Source organism: Streptococcus mitis (genome assembly GCF_002096815.1).
In the GTDB taxonomy this organism is placed as follows: Bacteria; Bacillota; Bacilli; order Lactobacillales; family Streptococcaceae; genus Streptococcus; species Streptococcus mitis_AD.
Map to the genome: position 1 here is coordinate 133,415 of NZ_NCVJ01000018.1, position 22,551 is coordinate 155,965.

Consider the following 22,551-nt stretch of genomic DNA (forward strand, 5'->3'; position numbering starts at 1 on the left):
TATTATGAAAAAACGTCAAAGTGGTGTGTTGATGCACATTTCTTCTCTTCCAGGAGCATACGGAATCGGATCATTTGGTAAAAGTGCTTACGACTTCGTTGATTTCTTGGTTCGCACAAAACAACGTTACTGGCAAATCCTTCCACTAGGGACAACTAGTTACGGAGATTCTCCTTACCAATCTTTCTCAGCCTTCGCAGGGAACACTCATTTTATCGATTTAGATATCTTGGTGGAACAAGGCTTGTTGCAAGCAAGTGACCTTGAAGGGGTTGACTTTGGTAGTGATGCGTCTGAAGTTGATTATGCGAAAATCTACTATGCACGTCGTCCTCTTTTAGAAAAAGCGGTAAAACGTTTCTTGGAAGTAGGAGATGTTAAAGATTTTGAGAAATTTGCTCAAGACAACCAATCATGGCTTGAACTCTTTGCAGAGTATATGGCTATCAAAGAGCATTTTGACAATCTTGCTTGGACTGAATGGCCAGATGCAGATGCTCGTGCTCGGAAAGCTTCAGCTCTTGAAAGCTACCGTGAGCAATTGGCAGACAAGTTGGTTTACCACCGTGTGACTCAATACTTCTTCTTCCAACAATGGTTGAAATTAAAAGCTTACGCTAACGACAACCACATCGAAATCGTTGGAGACATGCCAATCTACGTAGCGGAAGATTCAAGCGATATGTGGGCAAATCCACATCTCTTCAAGACAGATGTCAACGGTAAGGCGACTTGCATCGCAGGATGCCCACCAGATGAATTTTCTGCAACTGGTCAGCTTTGGGGCAACCCAATCTATGACTGGGAAGCAATGGACAAAGACGGCTACAAATGGTGGATTGAACGCTTGCGTGAAAGCTTCAAAATCTACGACATCGTTCGTATTGACCACTTCCGTGGCTTCGAATCTTACTGGGAAATCCCTGCTGGTTCTGATACAGCAGCACCTGGTGAGTGGGTGAAAGGTCCTGGCTACAAGCTTTTTGCAGCCGTTAAGGAAGAGCTTGGTGAGTTAAACATCATCGCAGAAGATCTTGGTTTCATGACAGACGAAGTCATCGAATTGCGTGAACGTACTGGCTTCCCAGGGATGAAGATTCTTCAATTTGCCTTCAACCCAGAAGATGAAAGTATCGATAGCCCACACTTGGCACCTGCTAACTCAGTTATGTACACAGGAACACACGATAACAATACGGTCCTTGGTTGGTACCGTAACGAGATCGATGATGCGACTCGTGAATACATGGCTCGCTACACTAACCGTAAAGAATACGAAACAGTGCCACATGCTATGCTTCGTACAGTCTTTTCATCAGTTAGCTTCATGGCAATTGCAACTATGCAAGATTTGCTAGAATTGGATGAGGCAGCTCGTATGAACTTCCCATCTACCCTTGGTGGAAACTGGTCTTGGCGTATGACTGAAGATCAATTGACACCAGCTGTCGAGGAAGGCTTGCTTGACTTGACAACAATCTATCGCCGAATCAATGAAAATTTGGTAGAATTAAAGAAATAATACAATATCAGGAGACACCTTAAACATGTTATCACTACAAGAATTTGTACAAAATCGTTACAATAAAACCATTGCAGAATGTAGCAATGAAGAGCTTTACCTGGCTCTTCTTAACTACAGCAAGCTTGCAAGTAGCAAAAAACCAGTTAACACTGGTAAGAAAAAAGTTTACTACATCTCAGCTGAGTTCTTGATTGGTAAACTTTTGTCAAACAACTTGATCAACCTTGGTCTTTACGACGATGTCAAAAAAGAACTTGCAGCTGCAGGTAAAGATTTGATCGAAGTTGAAGAAGTTGAATTGGAACCATCTCTTGGTAATGGTGGTTTGGGACGTTTGGCTGCCTGCTTTATCGACTCAATTGCTACTCTTGGTTTGAACGGTGACGGTGTTGGTCTTAACTACCACTACGGTCTTTTCCAACAAGTTCTTAAAAACAACCAACAAGAAACAATTCCAAACGCATGGTTGACAGAGCAAAACTGGTTGGTTCGCTCAAGCCGTAGCTACCAAGTGCCATTTGCTCACTTCACATTGACATCAACTCTTTATGATATCGATGTACCTGGTTACAAGACAGAAACTAAGAACCGCTTGCGTTTGTTTGACTTGGATTCAGTTGATTCTTCAATTATTAAAGACGGTATCAACTTTGATAAAACAGACATTGCTCGCAACTTGACTCTTTTCCTTTACCCAGATGATAGTGACCGTCAAGGTGAATTGCTCCGTATCTTCCAACAATACTTCATGGTTTCAAATGGTGCGCAATTGATTATCGAAGAAGCAATCGAAAAAGGAAGCAACTTGCATGATCTTTCTGACTACGCAGTTGTACAAATCAACGATACTCACCCATCAATGGTTATCCCTGAATTGATCCGTCTTTTGACTGCTCGTGGTATCGAACTTGACGAAGCAATCTCAATCGTTCGTAGCATGACTGCCTACACTAACCACACAATCCTTGCTGAAGCCCTTGAAAAATGGCCTCTTGAATTCTTGCAAGAAGTGGTTCCTCACTTGGTACCAATCATCGAAGAATTGGACCGTCGTGTGAAAGCAGAAGTGAAAGATCCAGCTGTTCAAATTATTGACGAGAGTGGACGTGTTCACATGGCTCACATGGATATCCACTACGGATACAGCGTTAACGGAGTAGCAGCACTTCACACTGAAATCTTGAAAAATTCTGAGTTGAAAGCTTTCTACGACCTTTACCCAGAAAAATTCAACAACAAAACAAACGGTATCACTTTCCGTCGTTGGCTCATGCATGCTAACCCAAGCTTGTCTCACTACTTGGATGAGATTCTTGGAGAAGGTTGGCACCATGAAGCAGATGAGCTTGAAAAACTCTTGTCTTATGAAGACAAAGCAGCTGTCAAAGAAAAATTGGAAAGCATCAAGGCTCACAACAAACGTAAATTGGCTCGTCACTTGAAAGAACACCAAGGTGTGGAAATCAATCCAAACTCTATCTTTGATATCCAAATCAAACGTCTTCACGAGTACAAACGCCAACAAATGAACGCTTTGTACGTAATCCACAAATATCTTGACATCAAAGCTGGGAACATCCCTGCTCGCCCAATCACAATCTTCTTTGGTGGTAAAGCAGCTCCAGCCTACACAATTGCTCAAGACATCATCCACTTGATCCTTTGCATGTCAGAAGTTATTGCTAACGATCCAGCAGTAGCTCCACACCTGCAAGTAGTTATGGTTGAAAACTACAACGTTACTGCAGCAAGCTTCCTTATCCCAGCATGTGATATCTCAGAACAAATCTCACTTGCTTCTAAAGAAGCTTCAGGTACTGGTAACATGAAATTCATGTTGAACGGAGCCTTGACTCTTGGTACTATGGACGGTGCTAACGTGGAAATCGCTGAGTTGGTTGGAGACGAAAACATCTACATCTTTGGTGAAGATTCAGAAACTGTTATCGATCTTTACGCAAAAGCAGCTTACAAATCAAGCGAATTCTACGCTCGTGAAGCTATCAAACCATTGGTTGACTTCATCGTTAGCGATGCAGTTCTTGCAGCTGGAAACAAAGAGCGCTTGGAACGTCTTTACAATGAATTAATCAACAAAGACTGGTTCATGACTCTTCTTGACTTGGAAGACTACATCAAAGTCAAAGAGCAAATGTTGGCTGACTACGAAGATCGTGACGCATGGTTGGATAAAGTTATCGTTAACATTTCTAAAGCAGGATTCTTCTCATCTGACCGTACAATCGCTCAGTACAACGAAGATATCTGGCACTTGAACTAATACTCTTCGAAAATCTCTTCAAACCACGTCAGCGTTGCCTTGCCGTACTCAAGTACAGCCTGCGGCTAGCTTCCTAGTTTGCTCTTTGATTTTCATTGAGTATAAGATACAAGATTTATACTAATACACTTTCCTATGAAGCGAATTTCGATTGAAATTCGCTTTTTTGAATGCTGTGGATTTGGAACAATCTTGTCTAAAAATAGATAAATCCTAGATACAGTGAAGGTTTATAAATGCTGGTTTTTACTGTCTTTCAGCTTCGAAATCTACTTAAAAATCACCTCATATCTCTTGTATTCGCTTACATAAAGTATTATAATATGATTATAGGAAAGAAGGTGTTCTTATGTGGAAAAAATATTTTTCAAAATATAAATGGACTGATTTATTTTGGATACTATTTGTGATTTTGACATGTCTCTTGGCGGGTAATAGTAATCTTTACCCCCTTACCCATCAAGAAATCTCTTATCATGGGTGCTTATCGGGAATTACACTTGCCTTATTTCACTTGCTATTTATTGATAAGTTTGTCATTTCGAATCGAAAATAAATGGAGAAGCTAAAAGCTTTAAATGTTTTAGACTTTTGGGATAGATAGTTTAAAAATTGAAATTTAAAACCGCAGATCTTCTTGAAATGCGGTTTTTTGTGTCAATTATAGTACTTTCCCAACCAGAATCTCAGCTTCAATGGTAATCTCTGTCAGTTGACTCCAGTCAATCTTGCTCTGGTCGATGTGAAAGAGTAGGGGCGTCATGCTGAGTAGGGCTTGGAGCTGATCTGCTGTGATAGTTTTAGTCAGAGAGGCAGTTTGACTAGATAGGATGGTAAAGTGTTCCTGGAAATGCTCCTTGATATCTTGATTAGAATAATCCTTGTTTGTCAGCTGGTCTTGTACCTTCTGGCGGATCTCCTTAAGGTGATTTTTAGTTGGAATAACCTTTATCAAGATACCGTCTTTGGATAAAACGCGACGAAATTCTCCGTAATTGGCAGGGGAAAAGATATCAAGTAAGATATCCATGCTGGCGTCTTTTATAGGAAGACGAGCTAAGTCACCAACGAACCAATTGACTGCCCAGTTGGGTTCGCTTTTGGCAGCGATTTGGACGGAATCTTTGGAAATGTCGAAGGCATAGAAGGTTTTGTCAGGATGGCTTTCTTGGAGTTTACGAGAATAAAAACCTTCACCACAACCGATATCTAAAATTGTTTTGGCATTTTTTGAGTTTGAAAGTAAATCAGAGACAGCTTCCAGAATAGCTTGATAAAATCCAGCTTCTAGGATTTGTTGACGGTTTTGGAAATTTTCCTTGTCGTAGTTAGCAGATTGCTTGATTTGAGGGGCTAGATTGACATAGCCGAATTTTGCCAGGTCAAAAGAATGGCGATTGTTACACTTGAGACTAGTCTCTAGTAGAGTCAGATTTTCTTGACAGATAGGACAGGCAAAGGCAACCGCAGAAGCAAAGCGCTGAAGTTTGGGTTTGAGATTTGTATTCATAGTTTAAGTCTAGCAAAAAAAGGACTGGATGGCAAATGCCCCCAGTCTACTTTTTAATATGTAAGAACAAAGTATTTTTTCTTCCCACGGCGGATAACAGTCAGTTCGTTCTCTAACTTATCTGCGTCACTCAAGACATAGTCAAGGTCTTGGATGCGGTCACCGTTTACGTAGATAGCTCCATTTTGGACATCTTCACGGGCTTGGCGTTTTGAGTTAACTACACCAGATGAGACGAGCAGTTCCACAATATTGTGGTTTTCATCTGCTTGAACTTGGTAGTTTGGCACTCCACGAAGTCCTTGTTTGAGCTCTTTGACAGAAAGGTTTTTGATATTTCCTGCAAAGAGTTGCTCAGTGATGTTGAGGGCTTCTTTGTAAGCTTCTTCTCCGTGAACAAGTGTAACGACTTCACGAGCCAAGACTTTTTGAGCCAAGCGTTCGTGTGGCGCTGCTTCAAATTGTTTACGAATGTCTTCAATCTCATCAAGTGACAAGAAAGTAAAGATTTTCAAGAAGCGAACAGCATCTGCATCCATAACATTCATCCAGAATTGGTACATTTCGTATGGAGAAGTCTTTTCAGGATTGAGCCAGACTGCGTTTCCTTCTGATTTACCAAATTTCTTACCAGTTGCATCTGTGATCAATGGAACAGTGATAACGTGACCGGTTTTATCAGCCTTACGACGAAGCAATTCGGTACCGGCTGTCATATTTCCCCATTGGTCAGAACCACCGATTTGTAGCGTCACATTGTGGTCTTGGTTAAGGACGAAGAAGTCGTAACCTTGCATGATTTGGTAGGCAAACTCAGTGTAAGAAATTCCTGTTTCGATTCGTTTTTTAACAGATTCCTTACTCATCATGTAGTTGACAGTAAAGTATTTTCCGATATCACGGAGGAAGTCAATGAAGCTGATGCTGCCAAACCAGTCGTAGTTGTTGACCATGACAGCTTTATTTTCCCCATTTTCAAAGTCAAGAAAACGAGAAAGTTGTCCTTGGATAGACTTGACCCAGCCATTTACTGTGTCTTTTGTTTGGAGACTACGTTCAGCATCTTTGAAGGACGGATCTCCGATGAGACCTGTAGCACCGCCAACGAGCGCATAAGGTTTGTGACCTGCTAGCTGCAAGCGACGACTTGTCAAGATTGCGACAAGGTGGCCTAGGTGAAGGCTGTCAGCAGTTGGATCGTAGCCAGTATAATAAGAAACTTGACCTTCTTCTAGGGCTTTACGCAAAGCTTCTTCATCAGTCGTTTGAAAAATCAAACCACGCTCTTTTAGCTCATCAAAAATGTGCATGTGTCTTTTCTCCTTTGTAAAATATTGTTTCTACCTATTGTATCACAAACTTGGGCAATAGCCTAGTAGAATAGGGAAGAAAGTAGCTATTTTATTGAAAGTTTACCTTTTATGGTATAATAGATAGAGTGAGGAAATCCATGCAAAATCAATTAAATGAATTAAAACGAAAAATGCTGGAATTTTTCCAGCGAGTAAAATCAAAAATAAATCATAGAAAATCAGAGAAAGTCTCAGAAGTGAAGAAGTCGGATGGGACAGGTGGGAAAGTTCTGGCTATCCTAGGTAGCATTTTAGTTGCTATTAAGGGCATTCTGAATACTCTCTTTATTCTAGGCTTTATCGGTGGACTTTTTGGTGCAGGTGTAGCTCTTGGTTATGGAGTTGCTTTGTTTGACAAGGCCAAGGTTCCCCAATCGGAGGACTTGGTTAAGCAGGTTAAAAATATTTCTTCCATCTCAGAAATTGTTTATGCAGATGGGAGTGTCATTGCTTCTATCGAGAGTGACCTACTGCGAACTTCTGTTTCATCTGGGGAAATATCGGACAATCTCAAAAAGGCTATCGTTGCTACTGAGGATGAACATTTTCTTGAACATAACGGGGTTGTGCCAAAAGCTGTGATTCGAGCGACTTTGGGAACCTTTGCAGGTTTGGGCTCATCTAGCGGGGGCTCGACCTTGACCCAACAGTTAATCAAGCAACAAGTGGTCGGAGATGCTCCGACTTTGGCTCGTAAGGCTACAGAAATTGTTGATGCCCTTGCCTTGGAACGTAGTATGAGTAAGGATGAAATCTTGACGACTTATCTCAATGTTGCTCCCTTTGGTAGAAATCATAAAGGTCAGAATATTGCAGGTGCCCAGCAAGCTGCTGAAGGGATTTTCGGTATCGATGCCAACAAGTTGAGTATTCCCCAAGCTGCCTTCCTAGCAGGTTTGCCACAGAGTCCGATTACTTATTCTCCTTATGAAAATACTGGAGAGTTAAAGAGTGATGAAGACTTAGAACTTGGTTTGAAGCGGGCCAAGGATGTTCTCTACAACATGTACCGTACGGGTGCTCTGACTCAGGAAGAATACGACCAGTACAAGGATTATAATCTCAAGCAAGACTTCTTGCCATCAGGAACTGTCAATGTTGTTTCGAGGGATTATCTCTACTTTACAGCTATGGCTGAAGCGACAGACCGTATGTATGATTATTTAGTTCGACAGGACAATGTTTCGAACCAAGAATTGAAAAATGAAGCGATTCGAAAGGCTTATCATGAGAGAGCTGAGCAGGAATTAAGTAACGGTGGCTACAAAATCACTACAACGATCAATAAAAAAATCCATGCGGCCATGCAAAATGCAGTTGCGAACTATGGTTATTTGGTAGATGATTCGACTGGGCAGCCTGAAGTAGGGAATGTTTTGATGGACAATAAAACGGGGGCTGTTCTAGGCTTTGTTGGTGGTCGTAATTACCAGACTAACCAAAACAATCACGCCTTTGACACCAAGCGTTCGCCAGCCTCTACAACCAAGCCTTTGCTGGCCTACGGAATTGCCATTGACCAAGGTTTGATGGGAAGTGCTAGCATATTGTCAAATTATCCTACAAATTTTGCAAATGGTAGTCCGATTGTGCATGGTAGTAGTAAAGGCACAGATATGGTCAATTTGGGTGATGCTTTAAACTATTCATGGAATATTCCAGCCTATTGGACTTATCGCATGCTTCGTGAAAAAGGTGTCGATGTTAAGAGCTATATGGAAAAAATGGGTTACGAGATTCCAGAGTACGGTATCGAGAGCCTGCCTATGGGTGGTGGGATTGAAGTCACAGTTGCCCAGCATACCAATGGTTATCAAACAATTGCCAATAACGGTGTCTACCATCAGAAACATGTGATTTCTAAGATTGAATCATCTGATGGTAGAGTAATCTATGAATTCCAAGACAAACCAGTTCAAGTGTATTCGAAGGCAACAGCAACGATTATGCAGAGTTTGCTTCGTGAGGTGATTTCATCTCGGATCACTTCAAGTTTCCAAACGGATTTGGCTTCTATCAATTCAAGTTTAGCTCGTGCAGACTGGATTGGTAAGACTGGTACAACCAATGAAGATGAAAATATGTGGCTCATGCTTTCGACACCAAGATTGACTCTAGGTGGTTGGCTAGGGCATGATGATAACCGCCCGATGGCTAAGGGGGCTGGGCATTATCGAAATGCCAAATATATGGCTTACTTGGTCAATGCTATCCAACAGGCTGAGCCTGGTGTTTGGGGTAATGAACGCTTTAATCTTGATTCTAGTGTGACCCAATCTCAGGTCCTCAGATCTACAGGACAGAAGCCAGGGAAAGTATCCGTTAATGGAAAAACAGTTGATCTTTCAGGTCCTACTGTAACGAGCTATTGGGCTAACAAGGCAGGAGCTCCAACGACAAGCTATCACTTTGCTATTGGAGGAAGTGAAGCAGATTACCAAAACGCTTGGTCAAGTATTATTGGTAGCTTCTCATCTACACCAAGCTCAAGTAGTAGTTCTAACAGTACATCAAGTTCATCATCTACACCAAGCTCAAGTAGTAGTTCTAACAGTACATCAAGTTCATCATCTACACAATCAAATAGCAGAAGATAGAACTATAAAATGGAAACCTCTCTTTTTCAAGTGTAAAATAAAAATCTTAAATAACGGTCTTGAATCTCGTTAAGTGAGAAGCAAGGCCGTTTTTATGCTCTTAAAGACAAAAGCTATTGTCAAAATTGTTGGTAAAATGTAAATTATCAAGTGAGTTTTGCAGCCTAGATAATATTGCAGAGATTATTTGTAATTTTAGTATAGAAATTTACTGAAAGTGCAATTGTTTTGGATGTCCTAGTGTTTCAATGATACAGAAGAATATTCTCCATCTATCAGTAATATCGTCTCTGTTTAGTCGTTTTATGTTAATCGAAAGTTCTTCTGGAGTAGTGAAATTTCTCTTTGTTAAGGATGAAAGCAGACTAGCTTCTGCTTTTTTATCTATATTACTTTACTGGTAAATAAAAAAGTTAAAAAAATCACAAAAATACTTGAAGAAACAAATGAAAAGGCTTACAATTATATTGTAAATAGTACAAATAAAAAAACGGAGGAATGCTTTATGAAAGCCTATACTTATGTTAAACCAGGACTTGCTTCTTTTGTTGATGTAGACAAACCAGTTGTTCGCAAGCCAACAGACGCTATTGTGCGTATCGTAAAAACCACTATTTGTGGAACAGACCTCCATATTATCAAAGGGGATGTTCCCGCTTGCCAAAGTGGTACCATTCTTGGTCACGAAGGGATTGGGATTGTTGAAGAAGTTGGAGAAGGAGTTTCGAACTTCAAAAAAGGCGACAAGGTCTTGATTTCTTGTGTCTGTGCCTGTGGTAAATGCTACTACTGTAAAAAAGGAATTTATGCCCATTGTGAAGACGAAGGGGGTTGGATTTTCGGTCACTTGATTGATGGTATGCAGGCTGAATATTTACGTGTCCCTCATGCAGATAACACTCTTTACCACACTCCAGAAAACTTGTCAGATGAAGCCTTGGTTATGCTATCAGACATTCTACCTACTGGATATGAAATTGGTGTCTTGAAAGGGAAAGTAGAACCTGGTTGCAGCGTAGCCATTATTGGTTCAGGTCCAGTTGGATTGGCTGCTCTTTTGACAGCCCAATTCTACTCACCAGCCAAATTGATTATGGTGGACTTAGACGATAACCGCTTGGAAACTGCTTTATCATTTGGTGCGACTCATAAGGTTAATTCTTCAGACCCTGAAAAAGCGATTAAAGAAATTTATGATTTGACAGATGGTCGTGGTGTAGATGTTGCTATCGAAGCTGTTGGTATTCCTGCAACATTTGATTTCTGTCAAAAAATTATCGGTATAGACGGAACAGTTGCTAACTGTGGTGTACATGGTAAACCAGTTGAATTCGATTTGGACAAACTTTGGATTCGCAACATCAATGTAACAACTGGTTTGGTATCTACAAATACAACTCCACAATTGTTGAAAGCTCTTGAAAGTCATAAGATTGAACCAGAAAAATTGGTAACTCACTATTTCAAATTAAGTGAAATTGAAAAAGCCTATGAAGTCTTCAGTAAGGCAGCAGACCACCATGCAATCAAAGTCATTATTGAAAACGATATTTCTGAAGCCTAGGTAGTAAAAAGATTTTGGAACATAAGCAAATAGAAATTCAGTCATCATAAGATGGCTGGATTTTTTATCTGGAAATTAAGAAATGAGCATATTTCTTTTCTTGTCTGGCGGAATTGGTTATAATATACGGTACAAAGGAATGAATGAATATGTATCGTGTTATAGAAATGTACGGAGATTTTGAACCGTGGTGGTTCTTAGAAGGTTGGGAAGAAGATATTGTAGCAAGTAGAAAATTTGACCAGTATTATGATGCTCTCAAATACTACAAAACTTGCTGGTTTAGATTGGAACAAGAATCTCCTCTTTATAAAAGTAGAAGTGACTTGATGACCATTTTTTGGGATCCAGAAGACCAACGCTGGTGTGATGAATGTGACGAGTATTTACAACAATACCATTCTTTGGCTCTTTTGCAGGATGAGCAGGTTATTCCAGATGAAAAACTACGCCCAGGCTATGAAAAACAAACAGGTAAGGAAAGGCACCGTTCTTGCCGTATGAAATTAAAATAGAGAAAAAGTAACTTTTTTGGAGTTGCTTTTTTTATTTTTCCCAAATCTTTGCGAATAGTATAGGTGAGGAGGTAAGTATGGTTCAAGAAATTGCACAAGAAATCATTCGTTCGGCTCGGAAAAAAGGGGCGCAGGATATTTATTTTGTTCCTAAGTTAGACGTTTATGAGCTTCATATGAGGGTAGGAGACGAGCGCTGTAAAATTGGTAGCTATGATTTTGAAAAGTTTGCGGCCGTTATTAGTCACTTTAAGTTTGTGGCGGGTATGAATGTGGGAGAAAAGCGACGTAGTCAACTTGGTTCCTGTGATTATGAATATGACCAGAAGATGGCGTCCCTACGTTTATCTACAGTAGGCGATTATAGAGGGCATGAGAGTTTAGTCATTCGCTTGCTGCATGATGAGAAGCAGGACTTGCATTTTTGGTTTCAGGATATTGATGAATTGGGCAAGCAGTACAGGCAACGGGGACTCTATCTTTTTGCTGGTCCAGTCGGAAGTGGCAAGACGACCCTGATGCATGAATTGGCCAAGTCTCTCTTTAAAGGACAGCAAGTCATGTCCATCGAAGATCCTGTAGAAATCAAGCAGGACGACATGCTCCAATTACAGTTGAATGAAGCGATCGGACTAACCTATGAAAATCTCATCAAACTTTCCCTACGTCATCGACCAGATCTCTTGATTATCGGAGAAATTCGAGACAGCGAAACGGCGCGTGCAGTGGTCAGAGCCAGTTTGACAGGGGCGACAGTCTTTTCAACCATTCATGCCAAGAGTATCCGAGGTGTTTATGAGCGCTTGCTGGAGTTGGGTGTGAGTGAGGAGGAATTAGCAGTCGTTCTGCAAGGAGTCTGCTACCAGAGATTAATCGGGGGAGGAGGAATCGTTGACTTTGCAAACAAAGACTATCAAGAACACCAGTCAACTAGCTGGAATGAACAGATTGACCAGCTTCTTAAAGATGGACATATCACAAGTCTTCAGGCTGAAACGGAAAAAATTAGCTACAGCTAAGCAAAAAAATATCATCACCCTGTTTAACAATCTCTTTTCCAGCGGTTTTCATTTGGTGGAGACCATCTCCTTTTTAGATAGGAGTGCTTTGTTAGACAAGCAGTGTGTGACTCAGATGCGCACGGGCTTGTCTCAGGGGAAATCATTCTCAGAAATGATGGAAAGTTTGGGATTTTCAAGTGCCATTGTCACTCAGTTATCCCTAGCGGAAGTCCATGGAAATCTCCACCTGAGTTTGGGAAAGATAGAAGAGTATCTAGACAATCTAGCCAAGGTCAAGAAAAAATTAATTGAAGTAGCAAACTATCCTTTGATTTTGCTGGGTTTTCTTCTCTTAATCATGCTGGGGCTACGGAACTACCTACTACCACAACTGGATAGTAGCAATATTGCCACGCAAATTATCGGCAATCTGCCACAAATCTTTCTAGGCATGGTAGTGTTTGTTTTTCTACTTACTCTTTTAGCGCTAACTTTTTATAAAAGAAGTTCTAAGATGCGCGTCTTTTCTATCTTAGCATGCCTTCCCTTTCTTGGAATCTTTGTGCAGACCTATTTGACAGCTTATTATGCGCGTGAGTGGGGGAATATGATTTCGCAGGGAATGGAGCTGACGCAGATTTTTCAGATCATGCAGGAACAAGGTTCTCGGCTCTTTAAAGAAATCGGTCAAGATCTGGCTCAAGCCCTGCAAAATGGCCGCGAATTTTCTCAAACCATAGCAACCTATCCTTTCTTTAAGAAGGAGTTGAGTCTCATTATCGAGTACGGGGAAGTCAAGTCCAAGCTGGGTAGTGAGTTGGAAATCTATTCTGAAAAAACTTGGGAAGCTTTTTTTACCCGAGTCAACCGCACCATGAATCTGGTGCAGCCACTGGTTTTTATCTTTGTGGCTCTGCTTATCGTTTTACTTTATGCGGCAATGCTCATGCCCATGTATCAAAATATGGAGGTGAATTTTTAAAATGAAAAAAATGATGACATTCTTGAAAAAAGCTAAGGTTAAAGCTTTTACACTTGTGGAAATGTAGGTTACTAAAATTATTTATATTTTCCAATTGATAACAATATCCTCAGCTGTCACCTTAACCTTGTTTATAAGCCCTCTAACAAGCACCTTTTGACTTTCGTAGTCCATTGAAAACACTTTTTCAGCGTTTAGCAGTTTCCTCATATCAGCCTTTCTTTTGTTCTTCCTGAGTGCGGGGTCGTTTTCTAGTTCAGTCTCAAGAGTAGCCCTCATGCTTATAAATTCGGCTGACTTGCTTTGTAATTCTTCGAGGGTAATGCGGTCATCTATGTAGAGGTCGTTTAGTCTACTGAGTTTCTTTGACAGCTCCTCTATTTGTTTCTTGTAGCTTTCACGGTCTATGGTCTCAGCATTGTCTCCTGAAAATATTTTGTCCAGGTAATCAGCGTTATCTTGTAGTTTGCTTATTTCTTCTAGCACATAGGCCTCTAGCTTGTCTTTGTAGTAAAATCCTGAGTCACACTTTTTATTGTCGTTGTAGGTAGTAACGCCTCTCAGCGTTCGTGGGTGCCTTTGATGGCATTCATATTTTTTTAACCTGCTCCCATCTTTCCTCTTTACGCCTAACATAATTTTTAAAGGAGCACCACAGTAGCCACATTGGGCGATACCTGATAGAATGTACTTAGCTTGGAATGGTCTAGGATTGACATTCTCTGCTGCTGTCCTTTGCCTGACCTTCAGTTCCTCCTTGGTCTTGTTATAAACTTCCTCTGTGATTATCGGCTCATGATTACCTGGATAAATCTCTCCCTTGAACTGATTGAAACCACAGTAGACAGGGTTATCTAGTATGGCTCTGACCGCCCGATAGCTCCAATCAATTTCTTTGGGAAATTTCTCGTTTAGGTCATCTCTTAATTTTGTAATGGATCTCCCTCTCAGGTAACTCTCAAAGATAAACTTAATGGCCAGAGCCTGAGCTGGATTGATAGTGATAGTTCCTGTCTCTCTGTGGTAGTCGTATCCATAGGATGTTTTAGCCCACATCATGGATTTTCCAGCCTTGGCACGTCCTATTTTCCCAAGTTGCATGCGTTCCTTGATTTGCTCCCTTTCTAGCTGAGCAAAGACGCTCAAGAGCCCAATCATAGCCTTACCAAAAGGTGTAGAGGTGTCAAAATTCTCCTGCAGACTCAAAAACGCTATATTATTCTTTATGAAAATATCTTCAATTAAGTAAAGCGTGTCTTTTTGACTACGGCTAAGACGGTCCAGCTTATAGACTAGCACTGTATCAAACTTTCTTTTTTTAGCGTCTTTGATAAGTCCCTCTAGCGCTGGTCTGTCAGTATTTGCTCCTGAAAATCCCCCATCAGTGTATATCTTGTATACATTCCAGTCTTTGATATCGCAGTAGCTAGAGAGCTTGGCTTTTTGCTCGTCGATAGAGTACCCCTCCTCAACTTGCGAGGTGGTAGACACCCTGACATATATAGCTACTTTATTTGTAGTTTTCATTGTAGTACCTCTTTCAAAATTTCCTAAAAAATGATAAAATGGGTACAAGAAAACATCTCAAAAGGTAATATCTTTTGAAAAGTTTTTCTTGTCGCTAGCCTCACGCTCTCTGGGTCCAATCTTTGAGCGTGGGGCTTTTTTTGTTTGTGTAATCAAAAAAGCTGCACAATTATTGTACAGCTGTGACCGAGGCAGGAGCTACCTGCCGTATTTTGCACTAGATGAGTTCATCTAGGTAATCCAACTGTATTTTATCAAAATTTCTATTTAATTGTCAAATATAATCCGTTCGCTAATTGCGTCCGATAATTTTCTCAGTTGCCTATCTCCGATAACTGTAGCTGATAAAACATCAATTTCTGATGTTCGTGGTTCTATTTTATTTTTATCAATAGTAGTTATGCAATCTAAGGCTGCGTAAGTCGTCTTCTCTAAACTCTTCTGAAATCTATCCATTTGCTCGTTAGCTTTTTCTAATAGTTCAGTAGATTTTTTCTTTTTCTGATAAACAGTTTTCAATGTATCGTAGTACTTATCTATGTTTTCGAATAAGTAAGGCATATCTGTTATATCAGTGATAGGTGCAATATTATCAGGTAAAACGGAATTTATTTCCTCTAGGAGTTCGTCATTTATCTTTCTAGCAGACGTAGTTGCTAATTCGTAAGTTAAATAAAAGAGTTCTCTTGAAAATTCAAAATCAAGTTTTAGTTTATCTTTACCTGGTTTAGACGTTAAAGGAATAACAGTTATAGTCCGCTTATCTTTCCTATCGTTTTTAGAGAGTGTGATAGCATAATGTGTTTTTGAAAATTCCTCTCCAAAATTCATCCCAAAATGGACATATACTATAGTTCCTGGAGCATATGTCTTGTAACGACGCCTTTTTTTATGTAGGTCTCTTTCTAACTGCTCAACATAATTCAAAAGACTTTGCCCCATTCCATAACATTTATGGTAATGGGGATTATCTTTTACAAAACTTATAAGCCGTTCGGTTGCCTCGGATAGTAGGGCAAGGTTTTCTATTTTTCCCAAATTCAGAACCCCTACACTTTATAAATATCTACGACCTCTCCGATTGTACGGATGTCGTCGTTTTCTGTCAGATGGATTTCTTCGTATCCACTATTTAGACTTTGCAAGTACCAGGAACCGTCATAATCTCTTTTAAGCTTTTTGACGAAGTTCTTGCCGTTCACTTGGAAAATACCGATTGAGTTGACATCAATTTGACTAGCTACTCTGATAAATAATAAGTCATTATCTTCTATGAGTGGCTCCATGCTATCACCAGCAACCTTAGCGATAGTATCGTATTCCTCTGGTACATCTTCAGCTCTGAGTCTCACTTCCATATGCAGATTATCTTCCTGAAATGTTCCATGACCTGCAGCAACCAGTCCCTCGACGTAGTCAATGATATAATCTTCATTGCTTACCTTCTCGAAGATAGAAGCAACCTTAGAGCTTTCCTGCTCATCAAGTTGAGCATTGGCAAAGTCGAGGACTTTCTCTTGTCTAGGTTCTTCTAATTGGTTGTAGATGGTTAGGATTTCGGGTGCTTCAGTCTCCAGTTTATGAAAATCAACTCCGTCAGCTAATGTTTCAGGGCGAATCCCAAGCGCTGAGCAGATTTTAAAAATATTATCAACATTGGATTTTAAAATCCCTCTATTGAGAATGGAATTTATGGTAGAAGCTGGCATGTTGACTTTTAATGCCATCTGCCGAACGCTCCCGTATTTCAGCTCTATGAGCTCTCTTAGTTCCTGTTCTGTCATAGCTATTTCTCCTTTTTTTTATTATACCACACGAAATTTCGTTTGTAAAGAAAAACAAAATTAAAAATTTGCTGTTTTTTTGTTGACAATGAACGAAAAAAAGTTTATTATATAATCAAGCTCATCAACGAGCTTAATTTTAAAATTTAATAAACGAAAATTCGTTTAGAAAGGAGTTGCGTATGTTGAATATTGACGAGGCACGAAAGGAAAAGGGCATTTCTATTGTAGATATCGCTGATTATCTTTGTGTAAGATCACAAACTGTTAGCGACAAGCTAAAAGGGAAGTACCCTTTCACTTTTCAAGAAGCTATGTTAGTTCAGGAGAAATTTTTTCCAGAGTACGAGCTAAAATACCTTTTCACTCCAGCAGGTGATACTGCTTAATTTTTTCACTAAGTGAACGAAAATTCGTTCACAATCGATTTGATGGAGTAGAGGAGCAAAAAATAAAAGGAGAAAGGAGCTCGCATGGATAAGAAAAAACTTTATAACTTAAAAGTGGATTTCATCTTTCAGGAATCCAACTAACGACTATACTGCTGTTAGTAATGATTTTATCAACGATCCTGCGCTTGGAGCAGCTGAAATAGGAGTACTGATGATTGTTTTGAGCAATATATCTACCTGGCAAGTCTACCCTGAAGAGATAGCAAAACGAGCAGGCTTGAATTATCGAACTGTTTTAAAGCACTTTGAGAAATTGAAACAAGCGGGCTATTTGCGAGAAATTAAGGTATCTTTTGGGCGCGGGACTGGTTCGCGAATCTTTAGATTCTTCTCTGATAGAAAAATATCAGAATTTAGTTTTCAAATAATGCAAGAGAGACTTTTTGCTGAGTTGAGGTCACAAGGTTTGCAGGTGTAAAAATAATACATGTAAAAATAATACATGTAAAAATAATACATGTAAATTTTTTTACACTAACAAATATTAACTAACAACAAGTATTAAATAACAATAAATATTAACTAACAACAAGTCCTACTTCTCTTAATAAATAAAAGAGAGAAATTTCAATTTTAGGACTTTGCAAAAATGGGAAAGGAGCAAACGTGAAGCAATTAAAACTAAGTATTAAACCCAAGCAGGAACCTACTGAGGGTCAATCTCTTAATTCTTCAGGTTATTCAGTAAAAATCAATGACTGGGAGCTTGGCAGAGGGGTCACTGGCTTCAGACTAGAAATGCCTGCGAACGGAAAACCAAAAGCCACCGTCACATTTACACCAGATGTTATTGATGTAGATGAGATGATGGCAGTTGTAGGAGTTCAAACATTACTGTCTGAACTCAATGAATAGACCACTGAAATCTTCCTTGAGTAAACCAGTGATTTGACCAGATGAAATCAGTTGCTTGGCGGTATCTTTGAAATCATCTTCCTCAAATTCTGGAGCGTGGAAGTCGTGCCCTGTACCTACTGGGATAGATGGCTCAAGCGCAGCAAACTCAAGAATTTTATCAGCGAGAGTTTGATTAAAACTCATCACTTATCCTCCTTTCGTTTAGGATAAGTTAATTATAGCAAAAAAGCCCCTCTGGAACGGCAATTCCATTGAGGGACTCAGTAAAACAGTTACGAGGTAATTATATCATGAAAACAGTAAAAAAGGAATGGAAACCAAGAATTGTAAACATCATGGCAGATGGTTCAGTCATTGAAGACTTAACAGGATATGTCATCCCTGCCGGTCATTCGTACTATGACATTATTTTAGGCATAAACAAGCAATCTAACGAAGAGGGCGTAGCTTAATGAAATTACTTACTAAGTTAAAACTCAGACTCGAAGGTGTTATTAAATCAATTAACCTTGACTGGCGAGAGGTAGCGGTCGAACTCATGACAGAACTATTTGAGGAGCGCAAACGTCGCTTTGCTTTCGAGCAAGAAATCTACAATTTGAAGCAAGAATTGGCAATCTACAAAGAAAAAGAACAAATCGAAAAAGGACAACAATATGCTTAAAGCAATTCGTACAATCAAGAAAATAAAACAACTTCAGAAAGCAATGCACGACGCAAGCGTAGCATTTCTACTTATGCAAGACCTCGGTTTGTTTCCTGATAGCGAAAAAGGAAGAACCAGAGCTAAATCGTTTCATGATGTAAGCCACATGATCAAGGACGTCTTAGACGGCAAGTCAGTAGATGAAGCCATAACAAGACTAGAAATCAAACTGAAAGATGAAGAGGTGGAGCAGGAAGATGACCAGAATTGAACTTGAAAATCGTGTGTGGCTTTTGGCCAATCATGAAGAAAAAAACGAATTGCTGGACCTTGGGCTAACATCCAAGGCCAGATATGTGAAACGAGTTCTGGAACTTGGAAAGGTGTATGCTCATGTTTGATTACGATAGAGACATAATGCAACCGCCTGAACCACGAGAAGAACTTGACCCTAGCCAGTACATCTATGTTGGATGTGGGCAGTATCGATATGTGGGTGATGAAATATGATTCATGAACTACACGAAGAAATCGACAACTGGCGAGCTGAATATATGCATCTCGGCCGAGAACTCGGAGAAGTTATCAACGAACAACAAAATATTATTTTAAAATTGCAAAATGAAAATAGACGTATAAAACGTGAAAATTGGAATTTGAAGAAGACGAAAGGTAGAAGAAAATGACGCAGATAGCCAACAAAGGGAAGCTATTTATAAGAGCAGAGGTATCTGAGAAACAAAAAGAATACATCGGACTTCTTGCTAAGTTAAGAGGTGTAACAACGCAAGAACTTTTAGGCCAAGTTGTAGAACGTTTTATTGACAGGAATTTGCAACTTATTCAAGACTACAATAATGAATTAGATACCTTAAACAGTAATGCTAGTCGCAGAATTAACATGAACACATAGGGGAAATGAAAATGACAAACGAACTAACACAGAAGCAAGTTACATCAAATGTTGCAACACGAATCGAAGCGATGAAGGGGGAAGGGCTCCTGATTGCACCGAATTATAGCGTTAGCAATGCACTCAGTTCAGCATATTATGCTCTAAAAAATTCTAATAGCGGGAATTTACTCCAACAGTGCACTCAAGACAGCGTTTATAATGCATTGTTAGAAATGGTAACCCAAGGACTGAGCCCGGCTAAAAAGCAATGTTACTTTATCAAATATGGTTCGGATGTTCAGCTTAGAATGTCGTATTTTGGGACCATTAAAGTTACTAAAGATTTGCAAGAGGTGAAAGACGTTACTGCTAATGTTGTCTACAAAGGGGATACACTAGAGGTATCAGTTGAAAACGGGCGTAAGAAGTTAGTCAAACATGAGACAGATTGGCAGAACGCAGATAATCCAATAATTGCTGCTTATTGCATCATCACTCGAACTGATGGAGAAGAGTTCTTTGAAGTCATGACTAAAAAACAAATTGACAAGTCATGGTCTAAGGCGAAAACGAAAAATGTCCAAATCGACTTCCCTGACCAGATGGCCATGCGTACGGTTATCAACCGAGCTGCCAAAATGTTTATCAACACAAGCAATGACAGCGACTTGTTCGCTGGAGCAATCAATAACACAATTGCTGACGAGTACGACAATGATCGTCAAATGAAAGAAGCTGAACCAGTGAGAGAAGAAGCTGAAACATTAGATAGTATCCTTGGAGCTTCTGAAGAAGTGACTGAAAAACCAAAAAAAGAGGTTATCAACCAGGAGTTGACGACCACAGATACAAGCTACTCAGCAGATGAAGGTCCAGATTTTGATCAAGAAACGGGTGAAGTAATTGATAAGGAGCCAGAAAATGGTCAAATGGACATGCTAGAAGGGGAGGATTTCTAAAATGACTGAAGAATTAAAAGATGTAACGGATAGCCTCGAACTTGTTCCAGTAACGGATTTAGAGGTCGGCTTTGTCCTAAAAGCTGCCGAAATCAAAATTCAAGGTAAGGAAGTTTTGGAACAGGCTTTAGCTGCCTATCAGAAAAAATACGCAGGCTATATCGTAACAGAAGAGACTTTGTTAGATGATACCAAGGTTAAAGATGAATTGGGACGAGTGCAACGTCAGATTGAACAAGAACTCAAAAACCAACTGAAAGACTACTCTAATCCGTTGGACGAAGTGAAAGCATGGGTTAATGCTGTACTGGACCCTATCAAAACTTTGCAGACAGACATCAAAAACCAGATTAAAGAATTTGAAGAGAGAGCGACAGAAACTCGCAAGGAAACAGTCAGAGCGGCTTTTGAATCTGCAATCGCAGATAGCGGAGTCGATCTTGATATCAAGCTGTTTGCTATTTACTTTGATGATCTCAGCAAGAAAAAGTGCTTCATGGCTGATAATGTGCGGATCAATCAAGCGACCTCTAAGATGATTGTTGATTTGGTCGCAGAAGAAGCAACCAAAAAACAGCAACGCGAGGCCGGACTTATCCAGATAACAGAAGCAGCTGCCAAGGCCGGCTTTGGCCCAGTTGTCTATATCCGACTTTATGAAGGAGGCGCCAAGCTGGAGGATATCCTGCAGGCCATTTTAGACGATAAAGACCTAGCTGATAAAGCCAAGGCGGAGGAAGAGCTTAAAAAGCGTATCGAGGAAATGACAGCCATTGCAGAGGATAATGATCTAGCTCCTCAAAAATACGCTGACATGCTCAAGGAAGGCAAGTCCGTTTTGGATGTTATCAATATCCTACACGCAGACGCAGCTGAAATGAGACAAGCTCAAGCGGAAGCAGAACGAAACACTCAGAATCAATCCTACACCCAAAATCAGCCAGAGTTTGAGCCTGAAACGAGTTCGGAGGGTAATAGTGCCCACGAACAAGAAGTAGGCCAAAAATCGCAAAATATGGCTTCTGATGATGTGGCTGAAAAATATGGTTATCGATACCAAAATATGGAAATTATTTTCCCTGAAAAAAATATGCGTCAAGTCAAAGAGCAATTCAAGGCTATTTCTCAAGAGTTAGGGATTATTGTCCGAGTAATGCCTGAAATGGCAAGCAAGGCTGAAAGGGTGGAAATGGAATGACAATGGATTTACTTGGTAAAGACTACTATTCAGCAGCTTCTGCACGTCGCTACTGGTCTATCTCGCAATATAAGCGATTTAGAGAGTGCGAAGCACGAGCGCTAGCGGAGTTGGAAGGAGAATGGGAAGACCAGAGAGACAACACAGCTCTCTTGGTCGGGAACATGGTCCACAGCTATTTTGAAAGTCCAGAAGTACATAAGAAATTTATGGATAAAAATGCAGATGCCATGATTTCAAAAGCTGGAAAGACCAAAGGCCAGTTAAAATCTGACTTCCTGGTTGGTCAGCGCATGATTGAGCGACTGGAAGCTGATAAGCAGTTCATGGACTACTATGTCGGCCAGAAAGAGGTTGCTGTAACAGGCAAAATAGAAGGCGTGGAATTCAAAGGCAAGATTGACTGTCTCAATGTTGAAAAAGGGTATTTCGTGGATATTAAGACCACGAAATCTGACATTGATAGCATGGTCTGGATTCAGGATGAAGCAAGCGGACGAAATATTCAAGTCCGCTGGTTCGAGGCTTGGGGATATGTCCTTCAAATGGCTGCTTACAAGAAGATGCTGGAAAATCAGTACGGCAAAGAGTTCACCCCTATTATTTACGCAGTGACGAAAGAGTCGACGCCTGATACCCGGGCGATTGTTTTCCAATCGCAGGAAAAACTCGACTATGAGCTGACTGAGCTGTCTATGCTGATTCAGCATCTTGATAAGGTCAAGCGAGGCGAAGAGAAGGCAAAGCCATGCGGCCATTGTGAATACTGCAAAACAAAAGCTTTGAGCCAGCGTGTGGAGGTGATTGATGATCTATCTCTTTGGGAAACAACTCAAAAATAAACAAGCCGTGTATTCTTGTAAAACTGCGAACTAGAAAACGTCAATGAAGGTCATGTGACCTTG

General features: G+C 40.2%; 26 protein-coding genes. 20 read left to right on the forward strand and 6 right to left on the reverse strand.

Annotation, left to right across the window (positions count from 1 at the left end; translation table 11 throughout):
- Positions 1–4: 4 nt before the first annotated feature.
- From malQ to B7696_RS10540, 3 genes are all read left to right on the forward strand, one after another.
- On the forward strand, positions 5–1,522 hold the full coding sequence (malQ, locus tag B7696_RS03680; protein ID WP_000747274.1) for a 4-alpha-glucanotransferase: 1,518 nt from the start codon (positions 5–7) through the stop codon (positions 1,520–1,522).
- 25 nt (positions 1,523–1,547) lie between these two features.
- Positions 1,548–3,806 carry a glycogen/starch/alpha-glucan family phosphorylase gene (glgP, locus tag B7696_RS03685; protein ID WP_084862204.1) on the forward strand — a complete coding sequence of 753 codons (2,259 nt, stop codon included), beginning with the start codon at positions 1,548–1,550 and terminating at the stop codon, positions 3,804–3,806.
- A gap of 349 nt (positions 3,807–4,155) precedes the next feature.
- Positions 4,156–4,362, forward strand: coding sequence for a membrane protein (locus tag B7696_RS10540; protein WP_045606609.1), 207 nt, complete (start codon positions 4,156–4,158; stop codon positions 4,360–4,362).
- 105 nt (positions 4,363–4,467) lie between these two features.
- Here the strand turns inward: B7696_RS10540 and B7696_RS03700 are convergent, their stop codons facing one another.
- A complete protein-coding gene (locus tag B7696_RS03700; protein ID WP_084862205.1) occupies positions 4,468–5,316 on the reverse strand; it encodes a putative RNA methyltransferase in 849 nt (282 codons plus the stop codon).
- A 53-nt stretch (positions 5,317–5,369) separates the two neighbouring features.
- Positions 5,370–6,626: a tyrosine--tRNA ligase gene (tyrS, locus tag B7696_RS03705; protein ID WP_049494745.1), complete on the reverse strand. Its 1,257-nt coding sequence runs from the start codon at positions 6,624–6,626 to the stop codon at positions 5,370–5,372.
- A gap of 140 nt (positions 6,627–6,766) precedes the next feature.
- Between tyrS and pbp1b the strand changes: the two genes are divergently transcribed.
- The 5 genes from pbp1b to comGB all read left to right on the forward strand — a co-directional run bounded on the left by pbp1b (position 6,767) and on the right by comGB (position 13,327).
- A complete protein-coding gene (gene pbp1b / locus B7696_RS03710) occupies positions 6,767–9,265 on the forward strand; it encodes a penicillin-binding protein PBP1B (RefSeq protein WP_084862207.1) in 2,499 nt (832 codons plus the stop codon).
- A gap of 505 nt (positions 9,266–9,770) precedes the next feature.
- Positions 9,771–10,829, forward strand: a complete 1,059-nt coding sequence (locus tag B7696_RS03715) for a zinc-dependent alcohol dehydrogenase family protein (protein WP_084862209.1) — start codon at positions 9,771–9,773, stop codon at positions 10,827–10,829.
- A gap of 149 nt (positions 10,830–10,978) precedes the next feature.
- Entirely contained in the window at positions 10,979–11,344 is a 366-nt protein-coding gene (locus B7696_RS03720) for a DUF1033 family protein (protein ID WP_000286413.1), read from the forward strand.
- A 77-nt stretch (positions 11,345–11,421) separates the two neighbouring features.
- Positions 11,422–12,363 carry a competence type IV pilus ATPase ComGA gene (comGA, locus tag B7696_RS03725; RefSeq protein WP_084862211.1) on the forward strand — a complete coding sequence of 314 codons (942 nt, stop codon included), beginning with the start codon at positions 11,422–11,424 and terminating at the stop codon, positions 12,361–12,363.
- Entirely contained in the window at positions 12,311–13,327 is a 1,017-nt protein-coding gene (gene comGB / locus B7696_RS03730; RefSeq protein WP_084862213.1) for a competence type IV pilus assembly protein ComGB, read from the forward strand. Before comGA ends, comGB begins: the two co-directional genes overlap by 53 nt.
- An 81-nt stretch (positions 13,328–13,408) precedes the next feature.
- Here comGB and B7696_RS03735 read toward each other — a convergent pair whose 3' ends face one another.
- From B7696_RS03735 to B7696_RS03745, 3 genes are all read right to left on the reverse strand, one after another.
- Positions 13,409–14,854 carry a recombinase family protein gene (locus tag B7696_RS03735; protein WP_084862215.1) on the reverse strand — a complete coding sequence of 482 codons (1,446 nt, stop codon included), beginning with the start codon at positions 14,852–14,854 and terminating at the stop codon, positions 13,409–13,411.
- Positions 14,855–15,121: 267 nt separating this feature from the next.
- Positions 15,122–15,892, reverse strand: coding sequence for a type II toxin-antitoxin system PemK/MazF family toxin (locus tag B7696_RS03740; protein WP_084862217.1), 771 nt, complete (start codon positions 15,890–15,892; stop codon positions 15,122–15,124).
- Between the two features lie 11 nt (positions 15,893–15,903).
- Positions 15,904–16,638: an XRE family transcriptional regulator gene (locus tag B7696_RS03745; RefSeq protein ID WP_142358826.1), complete on the reverse strand. Its 735-nt coding sequence runs from the start codon at positions 16,636–16,638 to the stop codon at positions 15,904–15,906.
- Positions 16,639–16,820: 182 nt separating this feature from the next.
- Here B7696_RS03745 and B7696_RS03750 point away from each other — a divergent pair, with 182 nt between their 5' ends.
- The 3 genes from B7696_RS03750 to B7696_RS03760 all read left to right on the forward strand — a co-directional run bounded on the left by B7696_RS03750 (position 16,821) and on the right by B7696_RS03760 (position 17,945).
- Entirely contained in the window at positions 16,821–17,027 is a 207-nt protein-coding gene (locus B7696_RS03750) for a helix-turn-helix domain-containing protein (protein WP_049490402.1), read from the forward strand.
- Positions 17,028–17,241: 214 nt separating this feature from the next.
- Positions 17,242–17,508 carry a helix-turn-helix domain-containing protein gene (locus tag B7696_RS03755; RefSeq protein WP_084862219.1) on the forward strand — a complete coding sequence of 89 codons (267 nt, stop codon included), beginning with the start codon at positions 17,242–17,244 and terminating at the stop codon, positions 17,506–17,508.
- A 188-nt stretch (positions 17,509–17,696) separates the two neighbouring features.
- The gene (locus B7696_RS03760) at positions 17,697–17,945 is read left to right on the forward strand and encodes a hypothetical protein (protein ID WP_212573776.1); all 249 of its coding nucleotides are present in this window, start codon (positions 17,697–17,699) and stop codon (positions 17,943–17,945) included.
- Here the strand turns inward: B7696_RS03760 and B7696_RS03765 are convergent.
- Positions 17,922–18,131 carry a hypothetical protein gene (locus B7696_RS03765; protein WP_084862223.1) on the reverse strand — a complete coding sequence of 70 codons (210 nt, stop codon included), beginning with the start codon at positions 18,129–18,131 and terminating at the stop codon, positions 17,922–17,924. The genes B7696_RS03760 and B7696_RS03765 overlap by 24 nt on opposite strands.
- Positions 18,132–18,238: 107 nt before the next feature.
- Between B7696_RS03765 and B7696_RS10410 the strand changes: the two genes are divergently transcribed.
- From B7696_RS10410 to B7696_RS03800, 9 genes are all read left to right on the forward strand, one after another.
- Positions 18,239–18,400 carry a BOW99_gp33 family protein gene (locus B7696_RS10410; protein WP_192856280.1) on the forward strand — a complete coding sequence of 54 codons (162 nt, stop codon included), beginning with the start codon at positions 18,239–18,241 and terminating at the stop codon, positions 18,398–18,400.
- Positions 18,400–18,612 carry a hypothetical protein gene (locus B7696_RS03770; protein WP_084862225.1) on the forward strand — a complete coding sequence of 71 codons (213 nt, stop codon included), beginning with the start codon at positions 18,400–18,402 and terminating at the stop codon, positions 18,610–18,612. The genes B7696_RS10410 and B7696_RS03770 overlap by 1 nt, the downstream gene beginning before the upstream one ends.
- The gene (locus B7696_RS03775) at positions 18,605–18,865 is read left to right on the forward strand and encodes a hypothetical protein (RefSeq protein ID WP_084862227.1); all 261 of its coding nucleotides are present in this window, start codon (positions 18,605–18,607) and stop codon (positions 18,863–18,865) included. Before B7696_RS03770 ends, B7696_RS03775 begins: the two co-directional genes overlap by 8 nt.
- Entirely contained in the window at positions 18,852–18,995 is a 144-nt protein-coding gene (locus tag B7696_RS10415) for a hypothetical protein (protein WP_000196747.1), read from the forward strand. Before B7696_RS03775 ends, B7696_RS10415 begins: the two co-directional genes overlap by 14 nt.
- A gap of 105 nt (positions 18,996–19,100) precedes the next feature.
- Positions 19,101–19,280, forward strand: coding sequence for a hypothetical protein (locus tag B7696_RS03780; RefSeq protein ID WP_084862229.1), 180 nt, complete (start codon positions 19,101–19,103; stop codon positions 19,278–19,280).
- Positions 19,277–19,507: a hypothetical protein gene (locus B7696_RS03785; protein WP_084862231.1), complete on the forward strand. Its 231-nt coding sequence runs from the start codon at positions 19,277–19,279 to the stop codon at positions 19,505–19,507. Before B7696_RS03780 ends, B7696_RS03785 begins: the two co-directional genes overlap by 4 nt.
- 11 nt (positions 19,508–19,518) lie before the next feature.
- Positions 19,519–20,448, forward strand: a complete 930-nt coding sequence (locus B7696_RS03790; protein ID WP_084862233.1) for a recombinase RecT — start codon at positions 19,519–19,521, stop codon at positions 20,446–20,448.
- Between the two features lies 1 nt (position 20,449).
- The gene (locus B7696_RS03795) at positions 20,450–21,646 is read left to right on the forward strand and encodes a DUF1351 domain-containing protein (protein WP_084862235.1); all 1,197 of its coding nucleotides are present in this window, start codon (positions 20,450–20,452) and stop codon (positions 21,644–21,646) included.
- The gene (locus tag B7696_RS03800) at positions 21,643–22,488 is read left to right on the forward strand and encodes a PD-(D/E)XK nuclease-like domain-containing protein (RefSeq protein WP_084862237.1); all 846 of its coding nucleotides are present in this window, start codon (positions 21,643–21,645) and stop codon (positions 22,486–22,488) included. Before B7696_RS03795 ends, B7696_RS03800 begins: the two co-directional genes overlap by 4 nt.
- Positions 22,489–22,551: the final 63 nt, after the last annotated feature.